This is a genomic window from Rheinheimera maricola (assembly GCF_016918075.2).
Lineage (GTDB): Bacteria > Pseudomonadota > Gammaproteobacteria > Enterobacterales > Alteromonadaceae > Alishewanella > Alishewanella maricola_A.
Map to the genome: position 1 here is coordinate 115634 of NZ_JAERPS020000004.1, position 20860 is coordinate 136493.

Annotated in this window: 21 protein-coding genes; 6 read left to right on the plus strand and 15 right to left on the minus strand. The window is 47.2% G+C overall.

The annotated features are described in order from the left end of the window. Positions 1-18: 18 nt before the first annotated feature. Complete coding sequence (locus tag I4W93_RS11860) at positions 19-2133, minus strand: tetratricopeptide repeat-containing diguanylate cyclase (protein WP_205311576.1); 2115 nt, start codon at positions 2131-2133, stop codon at positions 19-21. 242 nt (positions 2134-2375) lie between these two features. Here I4W93_RS11860 and I4W93_RS11865 point away from each other — a divergent pair, with 242 nt between their 5' ends. Further along, positions 2376-2570, plus strand: coding sequence for a hypothetical protein (locus I4W93_RS11865; protein ID WP_205311575.1), 195 nt, complete (start codon positions 2376-2378; stop codon positions 2568-2570). 114 nt (positions 2571-2684) lie between these two features. Next, positions 2685-2999: a DMT family transporter gene (locus I4W93_RS11870; protein WP_205311574.1), complete on the plus strand. Its 315-nt coding sequence runs from the start codon at positions 2685-2687 to the stop codon at positions 2997-2999. A 27-nt stretch (positions 3000-3026) separates the two neighbouring features. Here I4W93_RS11870 and I4W93_RS11875 read toward each other — a convergent pair whose 3' ends face one another. Further along, complete coding sequence (locus tag I4W93_RS11875) at positions 3027-3413, minus strand: nuclear transport factor 2 family protein (protein WP_205311573.1); 387 nt, start codon at positions 3411-3413, stop codon at positions 3027-3029. Between the two features lie 106 nt (positions 3414-3519). Next, a complete protein-coding gene (locus tag I4W93_RS11880; RefSeq protein WP_224673406.1) occupies positions 3520-4407 on the minus strand; it encodes an MBL fold metallo-hydrolase in 888 nt (295 codons plus the stop codon). Between the two features lie 120 nt (positions 4408-4527). Between I4W93_RS11880 and I4W93_RS11885 the strand changes: the two genes are divergently transcribed. Next, the gene (locus I4W93_RS11885) at positions 4528-5421 is read left to right on the plus strand and encodes a LysR family transcriptional regulator (protein WP_205311572.1); all 894 of its coding nucleotides are present in this window, start codon (positions 4528-4530) and stop codon (positions 5419-5421) included. 146 nt (positions 5422-5567) lie between these two features. Here I4W93_RS11885 and I4W93_RS11890 read toward each other — a convergent pair whose 3' ends face one another. Together I4W93_RS11890 and I4W93_RS11895 are read right to left on the minus strand one after the other, a co-directional pair. Continuing rightward, complete coding sequence (locus I4W93_RS11890; RefSeq protein WP_205311571.1) at positions 5568-6485, minus strand: DMT family transporter; 918 nt, start codon at positions 6483-6485, stop codon at positions 5568-5570. Between the two features lie 118 nt (positions 6486-6603). Beyond that, entirely contained in the window at positions 6604-7212 is a 609-nt protein-coding gene (locus I4W93_RS11895) for a TetR/AcrR family transcriptional regulator (protein WP_205311570.1), read from the minus strand. Positions 7213-7661: 449 nt separating this feature from the next. Between I4W93_RS11895 and I4W93_RS11900 the strand changes: the two genes are divergently transcribed. The 3 genes from I4W93_RS11900 to I4W93_RS11910 are packed head-to-tail and all read left to right on the plus strand — an operon-like array spanning position 7662 to position 13507. Continuing rightward, the gene (locus tag I4W93_RS11900) at positions 7662-8942 is read left to right on the plus strand and encodes an efflux RND transporter periplasmic adaptor subunit (protein WP_205311569.1); all 1281 of its coding nucleotides are present in this window, start codon (positions 7662-7664) and stop codon (positions 8940-8942) included. Between the two features lie 7 nt (positions 8943-8949). Further along, a complete protein-coding gene (locus I4W93_RS11905) occupies positions 8950-12129 on the plus strand; it encodes an efflux RND transporter permease subunit (RefSeq protein ID WP_205311688.1) in 3180 nt (1059 codons plus the stop codon). Next, positions 12122-13507, plus strand: coding sequence for an efflux transporter outer membrane subunit (locus I4W93_RS11910; RefSeq protein ID WP_205311568.1), 1386 nt, complete (start codon positions 12122-12124; stop codon positions 13505-13507). The genes I4W93_RS11905 and I4W93_RS11910 overlap by 8 nt, the downstream gene beginning before the upstream one ends. A 91-nt stretch (positions 13508-13598) precedes the next feature. Here I4W93_RS11910 and I4W93_RS11915 read toward each other — a convergent pair whose 3' ends face one another. The 10 genes from I4W93_RS11915 to I4W93_RS11960 all read right to left on the minus strand — a co-directional run bounded on the left by I4W93_RS11915 (position 13599) and on the right by I4W93_RS11960 (position 20732). Then, positions 13599-14645 (minus strand): sensor histidine kinase, encoded by a 1047-nt coding sequence (locus I4W93_RS11915; RefSeq protein WP_205311567.1) that lies wholly within the window; start codon positions 14643-14645, stop codon positions 13599-13601. Positions 14646-14648: 3 nt separating this feature from the next. Further along, a complete protein-coding gene (locus I4W93_RS11920) occupies positions 14649-15272 on the minus strand; it encodes a DNA-binding transcriptional response regulator (protein WP_205311566.1) in 624 nt (207 codons plus the stop codon). A 191-nt stretch (positions 15273-15463) separates the two neighbouring features. After that, a complete protein-coding gene (locus tag I4W93_RS11925; RefSeq protein WP_205311565.1) occupies positions 15464-17338 on the minus strand; it encodes a hypothetical protein in 1875 nt (624 codons plus the stop codon). A gap of 231 nt (positions 17339-17569) precedes the next feature. Then, positions 17570-17995 carry a DNA-binding protein gene (locus I4W93_RS11930; RefSeq protein WP_205311564.1) on the minus strand — a complete coding sequence of 142 codons (426 nt, stop codon included), beginning with the start codon at positions 17993-17995 and terminating at the stop codon, positions 17570-17572. Further along, the gene (locus tag I4W93_RS11935) at positions 17952-18563 is read right to left on the minus strand and encodes a nucleotidyltransferase domain-containing protein (protein ID WP_205311563.1); all 612 of its coding nucleotides are present in this window, start codon (positions 18561-18563) and stop codon (positions 17952-17954) included. The genes I4W93_RS11930 and I4W93_RS11935 overlap by 44 nt, the downstream gene beginning before the upstream one ends. A 140-nt stretch (positions 18564-18703) precedes the next feature. Continuing rightward, complete coding sequence (locus I4W93_RS11940; RefSeq protein ID WP_205311562.1) at positions 18704-19156, minus strand: SRPBCC family protein; 453 nt, start codon at positions 19154-19156, stop codon at positions 18704-18706. A gap of 299 nt (positions 19157-19455) precedes the next feature. Further along, complete coding sequence (locus tag I4W93_RS11945; RefSeq protein ID WP_205311561.1) at positions 19456-19743, minus strand: HigA family addiction module antitoxin; 288 nt, start codon at positions 19741-19743, stop codon at positions 19456-19458. Continuing rightward, complete coding sequence (locus tag I4W93_RS11950) at positions 19743-20021, minus strand: type II toxin-antitoxin system RelE/ParE family toxin (RefSeq protein ID WP_205311560.1); 279 nt, start codon at positions 20019-20021, stop codon at positions 19743-19745. The genes I4W93_RS11945 and I4W93_RS11950 overlap by 1 nt, the downstream gene beginning before the upstream one ends. A 185-nt stretch (positions 20022-20206) precedes the next feature. Further along, on the minus strand, positions 20207-20482 hold the full coding sequence (locus I4W93_RS11955; protein WP_205311559.1) for a Txe/YoeB family addiction module toxin: 276 nt from the start codon (positions 20480-20482) through the stop codon (positions 20207-20209). Beyond that, positions 20463-20732 carry a type II toxin-antitoxin system Phd/YefM family antitoxin gene (locus I4W93_RS11960; RefSeq protein WP_205311558.1) on the minus strand — a complete coding sequence of 90 codons (270 nt, stop codon included), beginning with the start codon at positions 20730-20732 and terminating at the stop codon, positions 20463-20465. Before I4W93_RS11960 ends, I4W93_RS11955 begins: the two co-directional genes overlap by 20 nt. Between the last annotated feature and the right edge of the window lie 128 nt (positions 20733-20860).

The window sequence follows — 20860 nt, forward strand, 5'->3', positions numbered from 1 at the left end:
CACAGCGTGTAAGGCTGGTTAGGGCTGCTGCCAGTAGAGTGAGCCTGGAAACGAGTGATGAACTATTGCTTTGTTTTGCTCTAACCAATGTTGTAACTGCTCAGCACTGATATTGGCAGAGGTTAGCTGTGTTTTGCAGTCTTCTATACCCACCCAGCCGTTTCGGCCAGAGTATTTAGCGGCGTACAGGCTTAAATCTGCCAGCCTTAGCAGGGTTGGCCAGCGACTGTTTTGTTGGTTCATATCCAACGGATAACAGGCATAACCCAGAGAACAGCTAACCTGCAACGGTGCTAGCCCTTCAATGATAAAAGGGCTTTGCTGTATGGTCTCGATAAAACGCTGGGCAAGGGTTTTTGCATCTTCTCGGTTTATAAAGCGGGCCACGGCAACAAATTCTTCACCGCCCCAGCGCACCAGATAATCGGTTTGACGAAACACCTGTTGCATTCTGTGTTTTAGTCTTTTAAGGACTTCGTCACCGATATTATGACCGTAGGTGTCATTCAGCGCTTTGAAATTATCCAGATCGATAAGAAACACGACGAGATCTGCGTTTTCGGGTTTGGCAGTTTTACCGGCCCGCCAGTCTTGATATAAACGTTGGCAATGGTCTAAATCATTTTCTATATGGCTCTCAAGGAAATGGCGGTTATGCAGGCCGGTAAGTTTATCAGTAAGGCTTATGGTTTCCAGTTGTTGATAGGCGGATTCCAATTCGGCGTGTTTTTGTTTCAGTTCTTGTGTTCTGGCGTTTACTTGTTGCTCCAGCCGGCGGTTTTGCTGCTGCTGGATGTAGCGGCGATATAATGACAACATCAACACAAATACCGCCGTTAGGCCAACAAGCCAGAGATTGCGCGTCAGTCTTTGTTGCTCCAATCCTGCCTGCTGCAGGGCCTGTTGTTGTTGCAAGCGTTCGATTTGTAGCTGCTGGCGGGTATATTCTGTTTGCGCTTGAATAGAGGCGATTGTGGCAGCTTTTTTACTACTGAAAATGTCCTCTTCCAATTTTTTTTGTTGCAGTAGTGCCGTTAACGCATCACGTACCGCGTCCTGGCGGATTAAAACATCAACGCGCATTTTTTGCAGCTGGGCTTCGTCGGCCAGTTCGTTGTTTTGCTGTGCCTGTGCTAAACCGGCGGCGATATAACTCAGTGCTGCCTCGTCATCGCCTTTTCGTATTGCCAACTCGGATACCATTTTGTAAGCATCAACCAGCAAGCTGTGATAGTTCTTTTGTTGTGCTCGTGCGATGACGTTATCCAGTATCTGCTGTGCCTCGTCATGGTTATTTTGTGCCATTGCCAGCTTGGCCAAATTTACCCGCGCCCAGTCGGCATCGCGCGGCGCATCCACTTGTACAAATAACGCGAGCGCTTGGTTCAGATGCTCAGCTGCCGCGACAAAATCGCCTGACTCGCAATACATATATCCCAGTTTGTTGTGGCTATAGGCTATGTTTCTTAAATCACCTGTGGCTTTGTCCAGTTCAAGTGATTGTAAAAAGTAACTTAAGGCCTTTGGACTATCGCCAAGCGTGCGGTTTAAATCACCCAGGTTGTAAATAGCACTGGCAATGTTGCTCTGTTCGCCTAATTGATAGTGCAGTGCCAGCGATTGCTGATGGGCTTGCAGCGCTGCTTCATACTGGCCCATTTTTTCCAACACCGTGCCAATACTGTTGTAAGTGGATGCGATAGCTGAGGTATCCTGCAGAGCCTGGTACATTTGCATTACCTGATACAGCAGCTCTAGTGCTTTGGGGTAATTACTCTGGTAGCGATAGGTCATGCCGAGTTGGCGCAGGGCATCGGCCTGCAGTTTGGTTTGCTCAGTGCGTTGAAACAAAGCGATGGCTTGTTCAAGCAATGGCTTAGCATCAATGTAATTGTTGCGTTCCATGGCATTTCTGCCTTGATTGAAATAGGCGTTGCCTTGTTCGACAAGGTTGTTTTGTTTGACGGCTAAGGCAAGATAATGGCTGGCTAATTGCTCGGCCTCATCCATATTACCTTGCTGGCGGGCTTCTTTTACCCGTTGCTGCAACTGGCTGATGTCGGTCTGTTCGGCTAGCACCGAAGCACAGGCACAGCAGATGCCCAGTAAAACAATCTGATAGATAAAACGCAAAAGTGAGGCGTTCCCGTCGCATATCTGTTGCGATGAAATTAGCATAAATAGCGATTGATAACCATCTGCGCTATTGGCAGCGCGTTTTATAGTTGGTGTATGTGCACTTACTGTTATAAGTAGGCTGTTGAAACCGTTATTTAATTACAAATGCAGCATGTATTTTATCAGGTGCGGTTTTTTTGAATAACGTCACGTCCTTTGCTAATGTAAAGCCACCTGAGTGCCGGTATTTCGCTTAAATGAATATTCGTCTGACACTGTTCGTTATTAGTTTGTTGTGTTTTGACAGCCTTGCCCAAAGCTTGCAATTGCCCGCGAATGAACTGCACGTAAGACGGTTAACTGTCCGAGATGGCTTGCCGTCGGCCTATAAAATACACAGCGTGCTTCGCCAGCAATGGCAAAACGTCAATGCAGATGCTGCCAGCGCTTGAACTTTGCTGACGGTTTTGCCAAAATGCCGCGGTTTTAACCTGCCTTTGAAGTGAGGACGACCTCACCGCTCTATGTCACACGGGGACGGCCCCATAACGATATGGGGTGAGTTTATGTACTGGTTTATTCTGATTATTGCTGGTGTGCTGGAAGCCGGTTGGTTAATTGGTATCGAAAAATCTGCCTCTTTTAGCAAAATACCTTATGTACTGTTTGCCGTAGCTTGCATGACTGCCAGCTTGCTGCTGTTTGGTTTATCGTTAAAACAGATCCCGGCGGCGACGGCTTACTTAGTATGGTTAGCGGTTGGGGTGCTGTCTATTACCTTGATTAACCATTACTTTTTTGGCCAAAGCATTAACACCACTCAGCTATTATGCTTTGTGCTTATTTTAGCCGGGGTAGTGGGGCTGAAACTAACAAGTTAAGCCCGAGGACTTCCGACACAAGCGGGATTACATGGCATCCAGTACGGTTTTGCTATCGACGAACTGCTCAAAGCTTTTTATTTTACCATCTTCTAGTAACCAAAGATGAGCCACTCTGGCGCTAAATGCCTGTCCCGTGGCGTTATAGGTGCCACTGTAAGTACCGTAAGCAATAACTTTGTTTCCAGAGGCGACATAATCTTCTACTTTAAAGTTGTAGTTGGTCCACTCACTGCGTAAGCGGGCGAAGACATTTTTTTCAATGTCGGCAAAACCTTTATAGGTGCCGGCATAAGGAAAACCGGCCGCTTCTGTCCACAGCGTTTCATCGGTAATAAAACGCTGCAGGTTCTGGCCATTTTCTGCTGACGTCTTGCCTTCATAGGTACTTTTTACTATGTCAAGATTGGTCATGGCTAAGCTCTCTATATGCGATACAGTTGTTAATGGTTGGGGTCTGTAGTGCATACTTATCAGGCTGGTAAAAACCTGATAAGTATTGGAAAAACGGCAGGTGTCGTTATTGGCCCCACTTCATTTCGCCCATAATCACTTTAGCGCTTAAGGCTAAAATGCTGTCGCCACCGATCGCCGGATAAGAGGCTTTCATTTTGGCAATAAGCTCTGCCGAGTCAGCTGAAGCGGCCGCCGCGGTTTCAAAGTCGCGGATATATTGGCGGGTAAAGTTTACTGCTTGCATGGTTAACGGCTTGTCGCCCAGCATATGGCCCGGGATCACTGTGTCCGGTTGCAATTTTGCTATCACGTCTAAGGTTTGATGCCACTTCTGCCGCAACTCTACTGTTTGGCTGTCGGCTAAAAATACATGCATATTGCCAAATATTACCACGCCGCCTAGTACCGTTTTGCTGGACGGGATCCAAACAAAGCTGTGCTTAGGGTCGTGGCCATTCAGGCCAACGATTTTTACCTGCTCACCATCAACCAGTAAGGTATCGCCTTGCAATACCTCTGGCACTATCAGCTGCTGCGGTGCATTGTCTTTTAGGATAGGACCCCAATATGCTTTTTTCGGATCCATCGTGGCTTTAATGTATTTTTGTGTTTCAGCTGAGGTCAGCACTTTTGCCGCGGGGAATGCTGCGGTGATCACATCTAAACCAAAATAAAAATCCGGATCTCCATGGCTAATATATATGCTGGTGAGCGTTTTGCCCGACTGCTTAATCAGCTCAATCACAGCCTCGGCATCGTTGCGTTGAAACTGGGCATCCACCAGAATGGCTTCTGTTTTGCCGCTGATTAACACCGAACTTACCGGGAAGGTGCTTTTGTCTTGTGGATTAAATACGGTAGTTTGCAAGCTGTCTCCGGCGGCATGGCTTGACACCGATACCATGGCGGCTATGGCGCCGGCCTGAACTACTTTAGCTATAAATTTCATCATTACCTCTGCGGTGTTGGGTTGGCATTACGTGATGGCGCTAAGTGTAGGTTGCAAATAACTTGCAATAAACTTTATATTTGACAATAGTTAGTTGCATATATCGAACATATAGAGGTTTCGATGGACAGAATTAAAGCAGCGGAAGTTTTTGTCAGCATAGTAGAGCAGGGCAGTTTAGTGGGCGCCGCGCAGGCGCTGGATATGTCGCGCTCTATGGTGACACGCTATTTGGCTGAAATGGAAAGCTGGGCCAATGCGCAGTTATTGCACCGTTCTACGCGCAAGTTAACGCTAACTGCAGCCGGTGAAAAAGCCTTTATCAGTTGCCGCTCAATGCTGGATGTGGCCAAAGAGGTAGCCACGCCATTAGCTCAAGATGTGATAGCCCAGCCAGAGGGTACGATCCGCATTGCCTGTTCGCAATTTGTTGCCGCCGATTTATTGCCAAAAAGTATTGATGCTTTTTTAGATGACTATCCCAAAGTGCGGATAGATCTGCATATCAGCAATCAGGTAACGCACTTAGTGGAAGACAGAATAGATTTGGCTATCCGTATTACTAACGAATTAGATCCGAATATTATTGCCCGTCCGCTGGGTATTTGCCGCTCGGTATTGTGTGCTACAGAAGATTACTTAAAGCGCCATGGCTACCCGGTATACCCGGATGATTTGGCTAAACATAATTGTATAATGTACTCTAACTTTGGCAAAAGCTTATGGCATTTTACTAAAGACGGCCAGCCGGTTGTGGCAATGGTATCGGGCAATTACAGCGCTAATGAATCGTCGTTGTTGCTGCAAGCCGTGTTAAAAGGGCGAGGTATTTCATTGCAGCCACGGCATACCGTGCAGCCGCTTATTGATGCTAAAAAACTGCTGCAGGTATTACCAAATTATGAGCCGGTAGCACTGGGCATTTATGCGGTATACCGCTCCCGCAAACATCAGTCTCTGGCGCTGCGCACCTTTATCGACCGGTTGGTGCCTTACTTCGAAAATTTAGCTACCTGAGCAAGCTCACTAATCAGCATTGAGATCTTTAGGTGTGAAATAAAAGCTCTGCCAGCCGGGCCCAGTGACGCATCATTGCGATAAACAATCTTAGTAGCTAAATATATTGTTGCGAACTGAACCGGGCCGGAAAATACCGCTTGCAGTTACGGTGCCAGCTGGGGCCGCGGGCTGAACAGCAAAGCTTTAATTTTTGCAAAGGGAGTTAATACCAGTGCATTACCCAGCAGCACTAAGGCGAAGCCGGCGAAGGTGTAGCCAGTCCAGACAAAGTCTTCAAACAGGGTGCTTAGCACCACGGCGACCAACGGAAACAGCACTATGGTGTAGCTGGCTTTTTCCGGCCCCATACCTTTTAACAGCGCAAAGTAGGTGGCAAAGGCGATAACCGATCCAAACACGGCTAAATACAGCAACGAAATAATGAACGCCGGCGTAGTGCTGAACGTTAACGGCGTGCCGCTGATTAGTACCAATAGCAACAGGCCGACGGCGCCATACAGCATGCCCCAGGCGTTAACCTGGGTAATGGGTAAGCCAGCGCGGGAGTTACGCACGCTGGCCATATTGCCAAGCGATGCGCTAAGCGCACTGCCCAGCACCAGTATTAAACCAATTAAACTGGCGTTAGTGAAATCCAGGCCGTCTAAGTCGGGGTAAAACAGCACTACAATGCCAACGATACCCATTAAAGCGCCAAAATAAATACGCTTGGCCACCGGTTTGCCAAAGAACAACCGTGTATTAACAATGTTCATTAGCAGCATGGTGGTAAAGGCGATGGCGGTCATAGCTGAGGTTAAATACTGCTGCGCCTGATAAATTAAAATGTAATTCAGCGCAAAATTAAACAGTGCCAGCAGCGCGATAAAGCCATGATCTTTAGCACTAAAACGCATTGGCAGCCGGCGCCACCAGCAAAACAGCCACATTAATAGCGCCGACAGCGCAAAGCGGTACAGCAGTGATGCTTCAACAGCAACCTCGCCGAGCTGAAATTCAATAGCAAACCAGGTAGAGCCCCAGATTAAAACAGTAACCAGATACAACAGGGTATTCTTCATGGTGGATGGCATAGTGGGCGCAGTTGGCAGCAACAAAGGTGGCGATCATAAAGCCTTACGTGCAGTTTAAACAGTAGCCAGAACAGAAAAAGTTTTGCGCTCTGGCTTAATCATAGATTTAACGTGGAAAGGCCTGTAATGTCATTTCGGCAACCTGGCGTAATTGCTCAGAAGTGGCACCGTTATTGGCCTGAATGGCCATACCCTGCAACACGGTACCTAAATAACGCGCTAAGGTTTCGGCATCGGCGCTGGCGGGTAAATCACCGTCAAGTTTGGCCTGCTCGAAGCGGGCACGCAATTTTTGTTCGCCTTCAACACGGCGATTAAGCAAGGCTTCTTTTACGGTAGCGGCGGCTTCGCTGCACGACAGCGCGCCCTGAACCACCACACAGCCTTGCGGATGAGCTTGGTCGGCCATATTCAATGCTGCGCCATACAGCATATGTTCGGCTACCTGGTAAGCGGTGGGCTTTTCCAGTGCCGGTAAGAAGAACGAGCAGGGCCGGCTTTCATAAAGCTCAATGGCCTTTAAAAACAGCTGCTCTTTATTACCAAAGGCAGCATATAAACTGGGTTTGTTAATGCCCATCGCTTCGGTCAGATCGGATAACGAGGTGCCGTCATAACCTTTGCGCCAAAATACTTCCAGCGCTTTTTCCAGCGCCGTGTTCATATCAAAAGCGCGCGGCCGGCCTACATTGGGAGTGCAACTTACTTCTGACATTGTTCGACTCCTGCATTAATACTTGCTGATATAGTAAACAGCAAAAGACCCCTTGTCCAGTAAGGGTTATTTACCGTCTAGTACAAATTTATTGCCAGGGTGTATGTCAGGTGCTGAACCTGGCCCGGCGATACTGCGGCGCACTGTCTTATGTAGCTTAAGGCAAGAATGCGCCAGCATCCGGCATTAAACCCGCCTGCCGGCACGCGTACACTGCTGCCATGATCCGGTGGGTTGTGTGTTTCCCGCCCGGTTATTTCGCTCTCTACCGCGGGGCTGATTTCAGCTTAGAACAAAATCATCTTGTGTAGTATTAAATTTATTTACCACTCGGTACAGAAATAGGTTGACGAATTTTTGTTGATCTATATATTTACCGGTCGGTACATAATTGAACGCTATTTTAGCAGCTTTTAAGCTGCCTGGTACAAAATGTGGAGCATAACGTCATGAGCAGAACAAACACGGTAAGAACTTTTATGTTGGGCAGTGTCGCCGCACTGGTGCTGGCGGCTTGTGGCAATCCTGAAGCGGCTGGCCAGGCGCCGGGTGCGGCTGCACCACAAGTGAGCGTGGCGCAGGTGGTGTACGAGCGGGTGACTGAATGGGATGAATTCACCGGCCGTTTGCAAGCGCCACAGACGGTTAATCTGGTGCCGCGGGTGTCGGGCTATATTGAGCAGGTGCATTTTGCCGAGGGCGCGCTGGTAAAAAAAGGCGACTTGCTGGTACAGATAGATCCCCGTCCTTTTGCCGCCGATGTCGCACGGTTTAAAGCTGAATTACAAAGCGCGCACAGTGCAGCGGCACTGGCCGAAAGTGAATACCTGCGGGCAGAAAAGCTTGCTGCCCAGCGTGCAATATCAGCCGAAGTGCTGGACAGCCGCTTAGCCCGTAAACAACAAACGGCTGCCACTGTGGCATCGGTAACCGCAGCATTGCAGCGCGCTGAGCTGGACTTAAGCTACACCAGTATTCGCGCGCCGATCAGTGGCCGGGTGTCTTATGCACAGGTAACGGCGGGTAACTTTGTCAGTGCCGGCCAAAGCGCGTTAACCAGCCTGGTGTCTACCGATAAAATGTACGCCTACTTTGATGTCGATGAGCAAACCTATCTGAAATATGTCCGTTTATCGCAAGAGGGCAAGCGGGCCAACACTCGGGATGAAGCGGCTAACCCGGTGTATATGGCACTGGCCAGCGACAGTAACTACCGTTACAGCGGCAATATCGACTTTGTTGACAACCGTATTGATGCGCAAACCGGCACTATCCGTATTCGTGCCAGCTTTGCCAATAGCGACAGCAGTTTGCTGCCGGGATTATTTGCCCGCATCAAGCTGGCCGGCAGTGCCAGTTACGATGGTGTGTTAATTGACGAAAAAGCCATAGGTACAGATTTAAACAACAAGTTTGTGCTGGTGGTAAACCCGGCTAATCAGCTGGAATACCGCGCCATAACCTTGGGCGAAAAGGTAAACGGCTTACGCATTGTGAAAAGCGGTTTGGCTGCAGAAGACCGCATAGTGGTAAATGGCCTGCAACGCGTGCGCCCCAGTATGCAGATACAGCCGAACGTCGTAGCGATGGCCAGCGATGAGCAACTTGCCAGCTTGCGGGTTGAGCAACAGTTGCTGGATCAAACAGAAAGTGCGCTGACGGCTCAGGCCAGTGCGCTGATGCCGGTCAATGCCAATACAGTGCCAGAACAGGGTCAGGACAAGGGTTAAGGAAACGATTATGTTGTCGCAATTTTTTATTCGCCGGCCTATTTTTGCTGCGGTGATTTCACTGTTGTTTTTTATTACCGGTGCTATAGCGGTATGGCAACTGCCTATTACCGAATACCCGGAAGTGGTGCCACCCACCGTGGTGGTAACGGCTAACTATCCGGGTGCTAACCCGAAGGTGATAGCTGAAACGGTGGCCTCGCCGTTGGAGCAGGAGATTAACGGCGTAGAAGATATGCTGTATATGTCATCGCAGGCCACCTCTGATGGTCGCATGACATTAACCATTACCTTTGCTATTGGCACCGACGTCGATTTAGCGCAAACCCAGGTACAAAGCCGGGTAGAACGCGCCAAGCCGCGTTTGCCACAAGAAGTACAACGTTTAGGCGTGGTAACCGAGAAATCGTCACCCGATTTAACCATGGTGGTGCATTTAACCTCACCGGATAACCGCTATGACATGCTGTATCTGTCTAACTATGCGGCGTTGAATGTAAAAGACGAGCTGGCACGGATAGAAGGTGTTGGCGCAGTGCGCTTGTTTGGCGCTGGCGACTACAGCATGCGCATTTGGTTAGACCCGAATAAAGTGGCGGCGCTTGGCTTGTCACCGGCACAAATTACTGCGGCCATTCGCGAACAAAACCAGCAAGCCGCTGCCGGCAGCTTAGGTGCACAGCCAAGCGGAGAGGCTGATTTTCAGCTGCTGATCAACGTTAAAGGCCGCTTAGCCAAAGTAGAAGAATTTGCAGACATTATTATTAAAGTGGGGGCGAACGGTGAAATCAGCCGGTTAAAAGATGTAGCACGGCTGGAACTGGGCGCGTCAACTTATGCGCTGCGCTCCCTGCTGGATAACAAAGATGCCGTCGCCATTCCTATTTTCCAGGCCTCCGGCTCTAACGCCATTCAAATTTCGGACGATGTACGCGCCAAAATGGCCGAGCTGTCAAAAAACTTCCCGGACGGTTTAAGCTACGACATTGTGTACGACCCAACCGTGTTTGTGCGCGGCTCTATTGAAGCCGTAGTAAAAACCCTGCTTGAAGCGGTGTTGCTGGTGGTGCTGGTAGTGGTGCTGTTTTTACAAACCTGGCGGGCGTCTATTATTCCGCTGGTGGCAGTGCCGGTATCCCTGGTGGGTACTTTTGCCTTTATGCATCTGCTGGGCTTTTCCCTAAATGCCTTATCCTTGTTTGGTCTGGTGTTGGCCATCGGTATCGTGGTGGATGACGCCATCGTAGTAGTAGAAAACGTAGAGCGTAATATCAGTGAAGGCTTATCGCCGATTGCTGCGACGCAAAAAGCGATGAAAGAAGTGACCGGACCTATTGTTGCCACTACGCTGGTGCTGGCGGCGGTGTTTATTCCTACTGCTTTTATGTCGGGTTTAACCGGGCAGTTTTATAAGCAGTTTGCCTTAACCATTACTATTTCTACCTTTATCTCGGCTATTAACTCGTTAACGTTAAGCCCGGCGCTGTCGGCCCTGTTATTAAAAGGCCACGGCGAGAAAAAAGATGCATTAACCCGTGGTATGGATACATTGCTGGGGGGCTGGTTGTTTGGCCCGTTTAACCGCTTTTTTGCCCGGTTGTCCAACGGCTACGGCTGGCTGGTAAAAAAGGTGATCCGGTTTGGCGTTATCGTGGGTGTGATGTACGTGGCACTGGTGGGCTTAACCGGCCTGCAGTTTGCTACCACCCCTACCGGTTATGTGCCGGGACAGGATAAACAGTATTTAGTGGCCTTTGCACAGTTGCCTGATGCCGCATCACTGGATCGTACCGAAGCGGTAATTAAAGAGATGTCACGTATCGCGCTGGCGCAACCTGGCGTGGCGAACTCGGTGGCGTTTCCCGGCCTGAGTATCAATGGCTTTACCAACAGCCCGAACAGCGGCATTGTGTTTACACCATTAACCGACTTTAGCGAGCGTACCGATCCGTCACTGTCTGCCGGTGCGATCGCGGCGGCGCTTAATCAAAAACTTGCCGGTATTGAAGATGCCTTTATCGCTATTTTCCCACCACCGCCGGTGCAAGGCTTGGGGACCATTGGTGGCTTCCGCTTGCAAATTCAGGACCGCGCTAACTACGGTTACGAAGAGCTGTATAAGGTTACCATGCAGGTCATGATGAAAGCCTGGCAAACGCCTGAATTAGCGGGAGTATTTTCCAGCTACCAGGTTAATGTGCCGCAGCTGGATCTGGATATCGACCGCACCAAAGCCAAGCAGCAGGGCGTGGCGCTGGATGAGGTGTTCCAAACGCTGCAAGCCTATATGGGCTCGGTATATGTGAATGACTTTAACCAGTTTGGCCGCACGTATCAGGTAAACATGCAGGCTGATGAGCAGTTCCGCCAAACGCAAGAGCAAATTGGCCAATTAAAAGTGCGCAATAACAGCGGTGAGATGATCCCACTGGGTTCGTTTATTAATGTGACCAATAGCGCCGGGCCAGACCGCGTAATGCACTACAACGGCTTTACCACCGCTGAAATTAACGGTGGCGCAGCAGCGGGCTTTAGCAGTGGGGAAGCACAGGCCGCGATTGAGAAAATTTTGGCTGAAACCCTGCCAAATGGCATGACCTACGAGTGGACCGAGCTAACCTATCAGCAAATTCTGGCCGGTAACGCTGGCATGTTGATCTACCCGCTGGTGATCCTGCTGGTGTTTATGGTGTTGGCAGCACAGTACGAAAGCTTAAGCTTACCGCTGGCGATTATTCTGATCATTCCGATGACACTGTTATCGGCGCTAAGTGGCGTGCTTATTTACGGTGGTGACAACAACATCTTCACCCAGATTGGTTTAATTGTGCTGGTGGGGCTGGCAACTAAAAATGCCATCTTAATTGTCGAGTTCGCCAAAGAGCTGCAAGACCATGGCATGAGCGCTATGGAGGCCATATTGGAAGCCGGACGCCTGCGTTTACGGCCCATTTTAATGACGTCTATCGCCTTTATTATGGGCGTGGTGCCCATGGTGTTCTCCAGTGGTGCTGGTGCCGAAATGCGCCAGGCCATGGGCGTGGCGGTATTCGCCGGCATGATAGGCGTAACAATATTCGGCTTAATTCTAACGCCACTGTTTTACTACATGCTGGCAAAGCGTGGCGAGCACAAAGCAGTACCTGCTGAGCACGTTACCGACGCGAAAGGAGCACACCATGCGTAAGTTCTTACACCATTCTACGTTGGCGATATTGGTTGCAGCATCTTTAAGCGCTTGTGCTGTAGGGCCAGACTATAAAACACCGGCTAAGGTGGCGGATATCAGCTTTAGCAGCCCGTATCAGCAAGCTGAACACGCACAAAGCTGGTGGCAGGCATTTGACGATGCAGCACTAAACCAGCTTATTACGTGGGCGCTGGCCGAAAATAGAACCCTGGCGCAGGCTAAAGCGAATGTTGATAGAGCGTATGCGGTATTTCGTGATACCAACAACGACTACCTGCCCAAAGGCACCTTAGACGCCAGCTATCAGGCCAGCGAAAACGCAACCTTGTCAGTGGCCGACAACGGTGTGGTTACCCGGGGCTATAGCACGGGGGGCAGTTTAAGCTGGGATCTGGACCTGTTTGGTAAAATTCGTCGTGCCACAGAAGCCGCCGAGGCGAACGCACAGCAGGCCGACATTTTATGGCACGATGCTCAGGTACAGCTTATTAGCCAGGTGGCCACCAGTTACGGTGAATACCGTGGCGCCCAGCTGCGTTTGTTGGTGGCTGAGCAAAACCTGCAAAACCTTAAGCAAAGCCGCGACATTGTATTAGCAAGGCTGGAAGCCGGTATGGCCTCAGAGCTAGAGCTGGCGCAAATCGATGTGCAGTTGCATCAGGTGCAGGCGGCCGTGCCGGCTTACCGTGTTGCACTGCTAACCGCAGATGCCACCTTGTCGGCTTTGTTGGCGCAACAGCCGGGCCAGTTAAAGCTGGGGGCCGTACCGCAACTGCCTGAATTAAAGCAACCGGTTGCGGTGGTTGAAGGCGAAAACTACCTGCGCTACCGCGCTGATGTTGCCAGCGCCGAGCGTGTGCTGGCAGCCCGCACAGCTGAAATTGGCTTAGCCACCGCCGATTTATACCCAAATGTATCCGTGCGGGGCTTTTTAGGCTTTTTATCTGGCCCGGGCCTAACGCTGGGCGGTGATACCCAAAGCTGGTCGGTTGCACCGGCGCTAAGCTGGCAAGCCGCTGATTTAGGCTCGGTTAAAGCGCGTATTCGCAGCGCTGAGGCGAGCTCGCAAATGGCACTGGCACAGTTCGAGCAGCAGGTATTTAACGCCATCAACGAGATGCAGTTGTCGCTTAACAGCTATAACTTAAGCCGCGAGCAGCAGCTAAGCACCGAACTGCAATGGCAGGCCAGTAACAAAGCGGTGCAAATTGCCCGCCAGCGTTACAACGCCGGCACCGGTGAGTTTTTAGACTTGCTCGACGCCGAGCGCGAACTGCTGCGCAGCCGCGATCAGTTAGCCCAACTGCAACAGCAAAGCTTTGTCCGCTTAGTTGGTATCTATCGCAGCTTTGGTGGCGGGATACAGTTGATGTAGGGTTGTTTGATATGAAAAAAGCCGGTTTGCCCGGCTTTTCTATTTATGGCTTTTTTTAGCGATGTGAGTGTCAAATAGGTTTTAGAACAGCTTAATTGCCGGCTAGGTTTTGCTTGGAATTTGGTAGATTTATCGTGAAAACATTTCTTTGAAACTTAAAGCCTAAAGTTTCTTCTAGGGTATCAGGATATGGATATACAGTAATAGAACCGGTGTTTAATTCAATAATTTTTTTTGCCATATACATTCCAATACCATCTCCTGCTTTTCCAATTTTACTAGGAAGAGAACCAGAAACACCCTCCAAAAATATTTTTTCTACCTCATCAGGTTCTATTTCTGTACTAATCATATCCATTGAAATTTGTGAGTAAACACCATTATTACTGATATTAATGTTTAAAGTTGAAAAAGGTTTAATATATTTGGCTGCATTTTCAATTAGGTGGTACAAAGCAACATGAATAGATTCGTAATCAAAAAACGCAATATGATTGCTTTCGTTGTCGACAACAACTTTAACGTTCTTATCCGTGAAATCAGGGAAGAAAAGATAGAACATGTTCATTAAAACTTTATGGATGTTGTGTTTTCTTATTTGCAGTTCTGGGTTGCTATCAAATAATTTTTTAAAAACCGAAAACTCTACTTTCATAGATGCATTGTTTTTAGCTATTCTAAGTAAAGTAGTGGCAGCCTCTTTAGGGTCTTTCTTGACAATATCTTCGGCATACGAGATCTGAGCTCTAGAATTTCTACTTATCCCTTCTTGTGGTATCAATGAGTATATTTCTTGAATGTTGTGGGCATTCAGAGTGGTTAAGTTATGTATTAGTCTGCTAGTGTTTTTGTTGATAGATTTCTTTGTGTCGTTGATTATTTCTTCAATATAGTTTGTAGTATTCAAGATTGCATTCAATTGAGTTTTAAATTTTTGAGAGCTCTTAACAAAATCCTGATCTGAACTGAAACCGTAAACTGTAAATGATTCATTTTTTAAAAAACCTGCTCTTATACCAATATCACCAACTTTCTGAGACTGAGAGTTTACATTATCCAATAACGTAATTTCATATGGTAATAGACCACAATAAACTACCCGTTCTTGTGAGTCTTGAATTCGATAGCGAATTGACATTATTTAACACTCTAATCCAACAGTGAAATCTTCAACAAGCCTTTGAAATTCATATGGGTCAGCATTTTTTGCTAAAAATGAATCAGCTGCTCTCAGGGCTTTGTGGAATCTGTCGCCTTGAGTTTCAGCAGAGTATATGACTACTTTTTTATTAGGATATTTTTGCTTTATTGCAAGAGCTAGACCTAAGCCTTCATCATTAAAACCCATAGCTAAACCAACACCTTGAACGTCAATAAATAATATTGAAGCATTTACGATGTCAATGTCGTCTAATGTTTCACAGTCCTTTATTAATTTAGTGTGTACCCACCCGCTTTTAATTAGTATTTTTGACACCTTGAATCTGGTGTCGTCGTCGATGAATAATATTCTTGTTTCATTTTTAAATTCATCGAGGGTTTTTTTCTTTTTTTCATTGTAATTTTTATCATCAGTAATTTTTAATCTTTTATCTGAGTTTGGACTGTTGCCGAAGTTATTTATTTCTAATCCGATATTGTTTGTCTGTGGTTGTCTTATTGTTTCATCTTTTTTTTCTGAAAACATTCTCGCTAAAATAAATGCAACAATGGTTGCGCCAATTCCACTAAATAGCCACTCTTTATTCTCTATAATCCAATCCATACTGATCCCTTGGTAAATTTTTGTGAAATCTAGATTTTTCGCAGTATCGTTTTGTATCGGTAGTTAAGTATTTTATTCACACATACCATTAAGGTACCTATTTCAGTAAGTTACAACGTTAATTCTTTTTTTACAATGGTGAAAATGGGGTCGTAGCACTTTTCCAGTAAATTAGCACAGCTGCCTTTTTTCTAGATACTTTTCGCAATCAATTCGGCCTTAAGCAGACCGCCTTTTGTTAGCAACCTGGCTGAAAAATTCGGGCGGCGTTTGGCTTTGTATGCATCGTAAATTTGCTTTAAACCTTCGGCTGTTAACAGCGAAATATTCACTTCGGTGTCCATCTCTGCAGATTCGATAAAGTCCTGCGAGAAGCTGGGGGCGATAATCAGGACCTGCGCTACACGTTTGCCCTGATTCTCACAGCGATTAACGTAGGCTTTTATCTGGCGGGATGTGGCTGAGTATTTGGCAAAATCACCTTCTTTGCAGGTTTTCGCTTCGCCGATAATGATGTCATCGTCGCTAATAGAAATAATAATGTCAGCTTTATCTTTTGCTGTATTTATCGATTTGCGCAGTTCCTCGTCAACGTCCAGTTCCAATTGCTCCAGGATCGTTTTTGTTGCCTCTTCAAACTTCACGCCAATATCTGCTTCGTTAATTTCAATACCAACAGCTTTGAGCGCTAACAAATCGCGCTTTGCCAAAGCGGCGTAGTTTTCAATTAGTTTGTCGTTGGCATTGGCGAATGCTTCCAGGATATTCGTTCTGGGGTTGCCTTTTCTGGGTAATTTCAGGTTATCGCGCAGCTCTTTAACTTCATCATTAGTCAGCAGGTATAAAACGTCATGCGGTGTAATACTTAATGCCCGTAGACGCTCAACGTTGATTTCCTCAGTCTCTTCAAGCTCATACTCGAACCGGATGCGTTGTATTAATGTTTCAGGGACGCCCGTTGCATCGGTACCTTGAAAGTTCTGCACCAGAGCATCAAACATTTCTTTGTAACCCGTTGCGCTAATAGCATCAAACTCGTGGTCGGCAGCCGTATTCAGGCTTTGCAAAATGACGTCGATGCGTTCATCAAGCGTGAAACCAATTTTGTCAGCGTCGATATCCAAATCAGCGATAAGTTGTTTTAAGCGCTCTTTACGTTTATTTTGGTTGTCAGCTTCGTCGAATAAATCGCGTGACAACATATCTCGCACGGCGATACCTGAATGCAGAATGGTACTGATTTTCTCTGCCCGGCTAACGCTGCGAATACGCTTACCGTAACTTTTTAAGACATTTGATAATTCAGCGTCAGACAGCACCCGTAAGATCCTTAGTAAGTGTTTATCGGCCAGCTCTTTACCTTGGATCTGATTTAATACCGTAACCACTTCATCTGGGATTAGCACTTCGGATGTTTTTCGATTAACGAATATCACACCCATATCGCGCAGCTCTTGCAGGCAGTTTTCTACCGTTTGCTTTCCGGCTTTGATTGGTTCGGATAAATGTTCTATCGCTACTACTTCATCATGAGAAATTTTCAGATGATGGGCCAGTGTATTTAGAATGCTGCGCTCGTCGTCGGTGATATTTGCCTGGCGATTAATTCTCTCATCGTTGGTATAGGCTACATTCAGACAATCACGGAAAATTTTTAGCCGATGTGCATGACCATAGTCTTCCGTGAGGTTGCTATCGAGATCTTGTTGGATCTGCTGTGCCAGGGCGTCTAATGCTTCCCACTCACGGTTATAAAGTTGTTCAACCCACGATATACGGGCAATACCATTACCATCACGGGTAAGAATGTTTATCAGCAGTGCCATAGACGCGTCGCTTAGTGCCAGCTTCTCGCGGATTGAGTCCTGATACTGAATTGCAACGGCGTTGAAAAGATGCGTAATTTCACTGCCAGACGCGTCTTTAATCTGGCGATTAACTTTACTCAGTGCTTTTGATATTACTTCGTCACCGGGAGCTGCTGATGAACATAATTTGTCCAGACATGTAATGAACTTTGATTTTTCTATCTGGTTTAATGTGGACAGTACGTGGCTCAACTTCATAAGACATCCCTTTCTCGTTATTTTGGCCAACAAAGAACTACTTTCAAAAGTAATTGAAGTTCTTAATATTTATCAGCTTGTACCGAATACCCAATCTAGAACATAACCGATGGATGCGCAACTTGAAAAAACATGACGTTACTGCTGAGCGGCAAGCAAAATACAGCTGACTCATACTGCTTTGTCAGAGTTAAAAGACAATCCCTAAACTTGTTACTTGCCCGCAGAGTTTCAGTTTTGCGAATGCAGCCAAACTGTTACGGTTTGCAGTAAGTACCTAGCTTGCAATAGGCATTCAGTTACAGCCGCATCTTCGACTAAGTCGCCTGAGTAATCAGTAATATTGCGCTGTTTTCTAAGTGCATCAAGAACAATCATTCTGTCAGTTTCAATGCCCACAGTTTTAACCAGTGATTGAATTAACGTTTGATGATGTCCGGGTTTGCTGGTTAGCGTCCGAAAGCCAGACGCCTGTAAAGACGCATTAGCCAGTTGCATAATGGCTTTGTAAGCTGTGTCAAAGCGGGTTTCGTTGCTTAAACCTGTCAGCTCAGCATCTTTGAGATTGCGTTGCGCAGCTTCCAGTATTCGCTGTATGGCAGTGCTATCGGGTTCAATGCGCTCCAACGACTTCCCTATCAGGTTGTCTAATGTCATCCGTGTCTCCTAGTATCGGCAGCATTGGGCTGGCGAGTATCTGCTTGATAAAACCAGATTGAGCATTTAGTGCGTCCTGCCACTCAATTACGGAATACAACTTTGGGTTTATCTCGCGCCCCAGCTCTTGCTGAGCCGGGTACAGTGCGGCCACCACTTCAGCATAGCCTGCATTGCCGACTAACAAAACATCAATATCGCTGGCCGATGTTGCCTTACCGCTGGCAACAGAGCCATAAACGGCTGCAAACTGCAGCTTGTCAGTTAGTGATTGTAGTGCCAGGCGCAGTACATCAGCCAGACCGCTGGTTTTGCGCATAATGCTGCTTAGCTCGTCAAACAGAATGCAATTGGCGTCCGCCTGATAATAGGTTTGGTTACCTTGCAAGGTCTTTTTTAAAATACCGGCATCGGCCAGTTTCGCCAGCTCTTTATGCAAAGTACCGGGTTGGGTATGGGTTAAGCGGGCAATTTCACGCATGTGAAACGCTTGATCCGGCTGCAACAGCAGTAAGCCAAGCACCTGACGGCGATATTCTTTAAACAACAGTGAAACAAGTGCAGACATAATAAACTCAGGTGAAGCCAAATAAGCTACAAGTGTAGTCTTTTTTGCTTCACTTGGTCAATTTTAGACTCCTACACAAAAATGTGAATTGAGCCTTTGGTTGGCATTTACCGCAGCTTTGGTGGCGGTGTTCAGCTGATTTAAGCCTGATCTGGTATTTCCGGCTCAGTCAGCAGGGCCAGCAACTGCAGCGATTCCTGCCAGCCGGCATAACAAAACTCAACAGGTATCGCATCGGGTATGCCGCTTTGCTCAATAGTCAGCTCAGTGCCGCACAATACCGGTTTTAACTTAATGGTTACCAGCATCTGGCCGGGTAGGCTAGGGTCATCAAACTGGTCGTTGTAGCGGATCAACTCGTTTGGCGTTAACTCCAGATAAGTGCCACCAAAACTGTGGCTTTGGCCGGTATTAAAATTGGTAAACGACATTTTATAACCACCGCCCACCCGTGCATCCATACTGTGTACCTTGCCGGTAAAACCATGTGGCGGGCACCACTTGGCTAAGGCATCAGCATCTAAAAAGGCGCGATAGAGTCTTTCTGGAGTAGCTTTCATAACGCGGTGTAGTGTTACGGTATTAGCTGACATAACGAATCTCCTGTGACAAAGGCGGCAGCAAAGCACCGCTGTAAATGGCTGTATCACAGCTTAGTCGAAGCAGCAGGGCTGAATTCGACAGGTGAGGATAATTTATTTAATTTACCTTAGATTGATTTAAGAGCTTATTAATTTATATTTTGAGTGGTGTAGAGTATCTTTACGCGAAAATCAGCTGTCTTATTGGTGTGAAAGGACTCGCAAAATGCATTCTTCATTATTACCTTGAATAAATAGGAATAAATAGGGTCAGGGACATTGATTCATCCCCGTTTGCCTGTGTTTGTTGGCTAAGCACTACATAGCCGCTGCAGTTTAGACGTATCAATTTTCTGCCTGGCATGCCAGAGATCATACGCATCCTGCATACCCATCCAGACGCGCTCTGAACTACCGATAACGGCTGCAAGACGAATCGCCATTTCCGGTGAAATATCAGACTTACCGCTTATTAGCCTTTGCACGGTAGAGGGCGCGACATCTAATGCTAGTGCCAATTTGCGGGCACTAACATCCAGTGCTTCCATGGTTTCTTTAATCAATTCACCCGGATGGGGCGGGTTATACATAGTGGCCATTAGTGATAATCCTCGTAATTTACGATGTACACATCGCCGTCGTTCAGTTCAAACGTTATACGCCAGTTGCCTGTTACCGTTATTGACCACTGACCCTTGCGGTCTCCGGTTAGCGGATGCAGAAAAAAGCCGGGCAGATCGATATCGTTAATCTCTTTGGCTAAATCCAGTACTATAAGCCGGTTACTTATCTTCTTTGCCTGCTTAGGGTCAATACCGGCGGTAGAGCCAGTTTCAAAGTACTTCTTTAGCCCTTTGTGCTTAAAGCTTTTAATCATAGAGTCTATAGCGCTATCGGGCGTTGCGTTATACGCAGCATAGCAGGGTGGTGCGTATGGCGCAACATACGCTTGAGAATGGAGTTGCAGCATTTTTAGATTAAATTAGTGCAGACCCTTTTCCCTGCAGTTAACTGCTAAATGAAGCAAAAAAAGCTTCATATGTAGCTTATTTGGCTTCGCTTTTAATAATGAAACCGGCACTGAGCTATTACCAGATAACCGTCTATGTAGGTGTAAACTAAGCGGTGCTCGCGGTCTATCCGGCGTGAGTAAAAGCCGGAGAAGTCGCCGACTAACCGTTCTGGCTTACCTTTGCCTTCTAGCGGTGAGCGCATGGCTTGTTTTATCAGCTCATCAATACGGGCACTTAGCTTTTTGTTGTACTGCTTAAAATATTGGTAGTCATCCCATGCGTTTGCATCAAAAGCCACGCCGGGTTTAGTTAGTTTTTTGCTCATCTGAAAAGGGTTCCTTCACCTCGAAGGCGCCGGCTTTAATGCGTGCTACCGATTCCCGCAAACGGTTTGCATTATTCGGTGTACTTAGTAAGTACAGCGTTTCCTGCATGGCGTTGTAATCTTCCTGAGAAATCATCACAACGTTACCAGAGCGCTGGTTTGTCACTAACGTCGGTTCGTGAGTATCCAGTACAGTATCAATAACCGCCTTAAAGTTAGCCCGTGCTTCGCTAACAGTAAGAATGTTCATATTCGGTTTAGCTCCTATGTTTCAACATACCGTTCTTTAACTGCCACAGCTAAAACGGAATGCAGGGATAGTACCAATGTTTGTACAATTAGACAATGTAAATGTACAAACTTACGTACCAAGTTTCG

Bases quoted from the DNA above. Each gene is read 5' to 3' on its own strand.
- I4W93_RS11915 (WP_205311567.1), bottom strand. From the start codon at position 14,645: ATGTCAATTCGCTATCGAATTCAAGACTCACAAGAACGGGTAGTTTAT.
- I4W93_RS11875 (WP_205311573.1), bottom strand. From the start codon at position 3,413: ATGACCAATCTTGACATAGTAAAAAGTACCTATGAAGGCAAGACGTCA.
- I4W93_RS11935 (WP_205311563.1), bottom strand. From the start codon at position 18,563: ATGTCTGCACTTGTTTCACTGTTGTTTAAAGAATATCGCCGTCAGGTG.
- I4W93_RS11870 (WP_205311574.1), top strand. From the start codon at position 2,685: ATGTACTGGTTTATTCTGATTATTGCTGGTGTGCTGGAAGCCGGTTGG.
- I4W93_RS11945 (WP_205311561.1), bottom strand. From the start codon at position 19,743: ATGGCCACTATGTATAACCCGCCCCATCCGGGTGAATTGATTAAAGAA.
- I4W93_RS11900 (WP_205311569.1), top strand. From the start codon at position 7,662: ATGAGCAGAACAAACACGGTAAGAACTTTTATGTTGGGCAGTGTCGCC.
- I4W93_RS11865 (WP_205311575.1), top strand. From the start codon at position 2,376: ATGAATATTCGTCTGACACTGTTCGTTATTAGTTTGTTGTGTTTTGAC.
- I4W93_RS11950 (WP_205311560.1), bottom strand. From the start codon at position 20,021: ATGATTAAAAGCTTTAAGCACAAAGGGCTAAAGAAGTACTTTGAAACT.
- I4W93_RS11955 (WP_205311559.1), bottom strand. From the start codon at position 20,482: ATGAGCAAAAAACTAACTAAACCCGGCGTGGCTTTTGATGCAAACGCA.
- I4W93_RS11910 (WP_205311568.1), top strand. From the start codon at position 12,122: ATGCGTAAGTTCTTACACCATTCTACGTTGGCGATATTGGTTGCAGCA.
- I4W93_RS11885 (WP_205311572.1), top strand. From the start codon at position 4,528: ATGGACAGAATTAAAGCAGCGGAAGTTTTTGTCAGCATAGTAGAGCAG.
- I4W93_RS11920 (WP_205311566.1), bottom strand. From the start codon at position 15,272: ATGGATTGGATTATAGAGAATAAAGAGTGGCTATTTAGTGGAATTGGC.
- I4W93_RS11880 (WP_224673406.1), bottom strand. From the start codon at position 4,407: ATGATGAAATTTATAGCTAAAGTAGTTCAGGCCGGCGCCATAGCCGCC.
- I4W93_RS11940 (WP_205311562.1), bottom strand. From the start codon at position 19,156: ATGTCAGCTAATACCGTAACACTACACCGCGTTATGAAAGCTACTCCA.
- I4W93_RS11930 (WP_205311564.1), bottom strand. From the start codon at position 17,995: ATGACATTAGACAACCTGATAGGGAAGTCGTTGGAGCGCATTGAACCC.
- I4W93_RS11890 (WP_205311571.1), bottom strand. From the start codon at position 6,485: ATGAAGAATACCCTGTTGTATCTGGTTACTGTTTTAATCTGGGGCTCT.
- I4W93_RS11960 (WP_205311558.1), bottom strand. From the start codon at position 20,732: ATGAACATTCTTACTGTTAGCGAAGCACGGGCTAACTTTAAGGCGGTT.
- I4W93_RS11925 (WP_205311565.1), bottom strand. From the start codon at position 17,338: ATGAAGTTGAGCCACGTACTGTCCACATTAAACCAGATAGAAAAATCA.
- I4W93_RS11895 (WP_205311570.1), bottom strand. From the start codon at position 7,212: ATGTCAGAAGTAAGTTGCACTCCCAATGTAGGCCGGCCGCGCGCTTTT.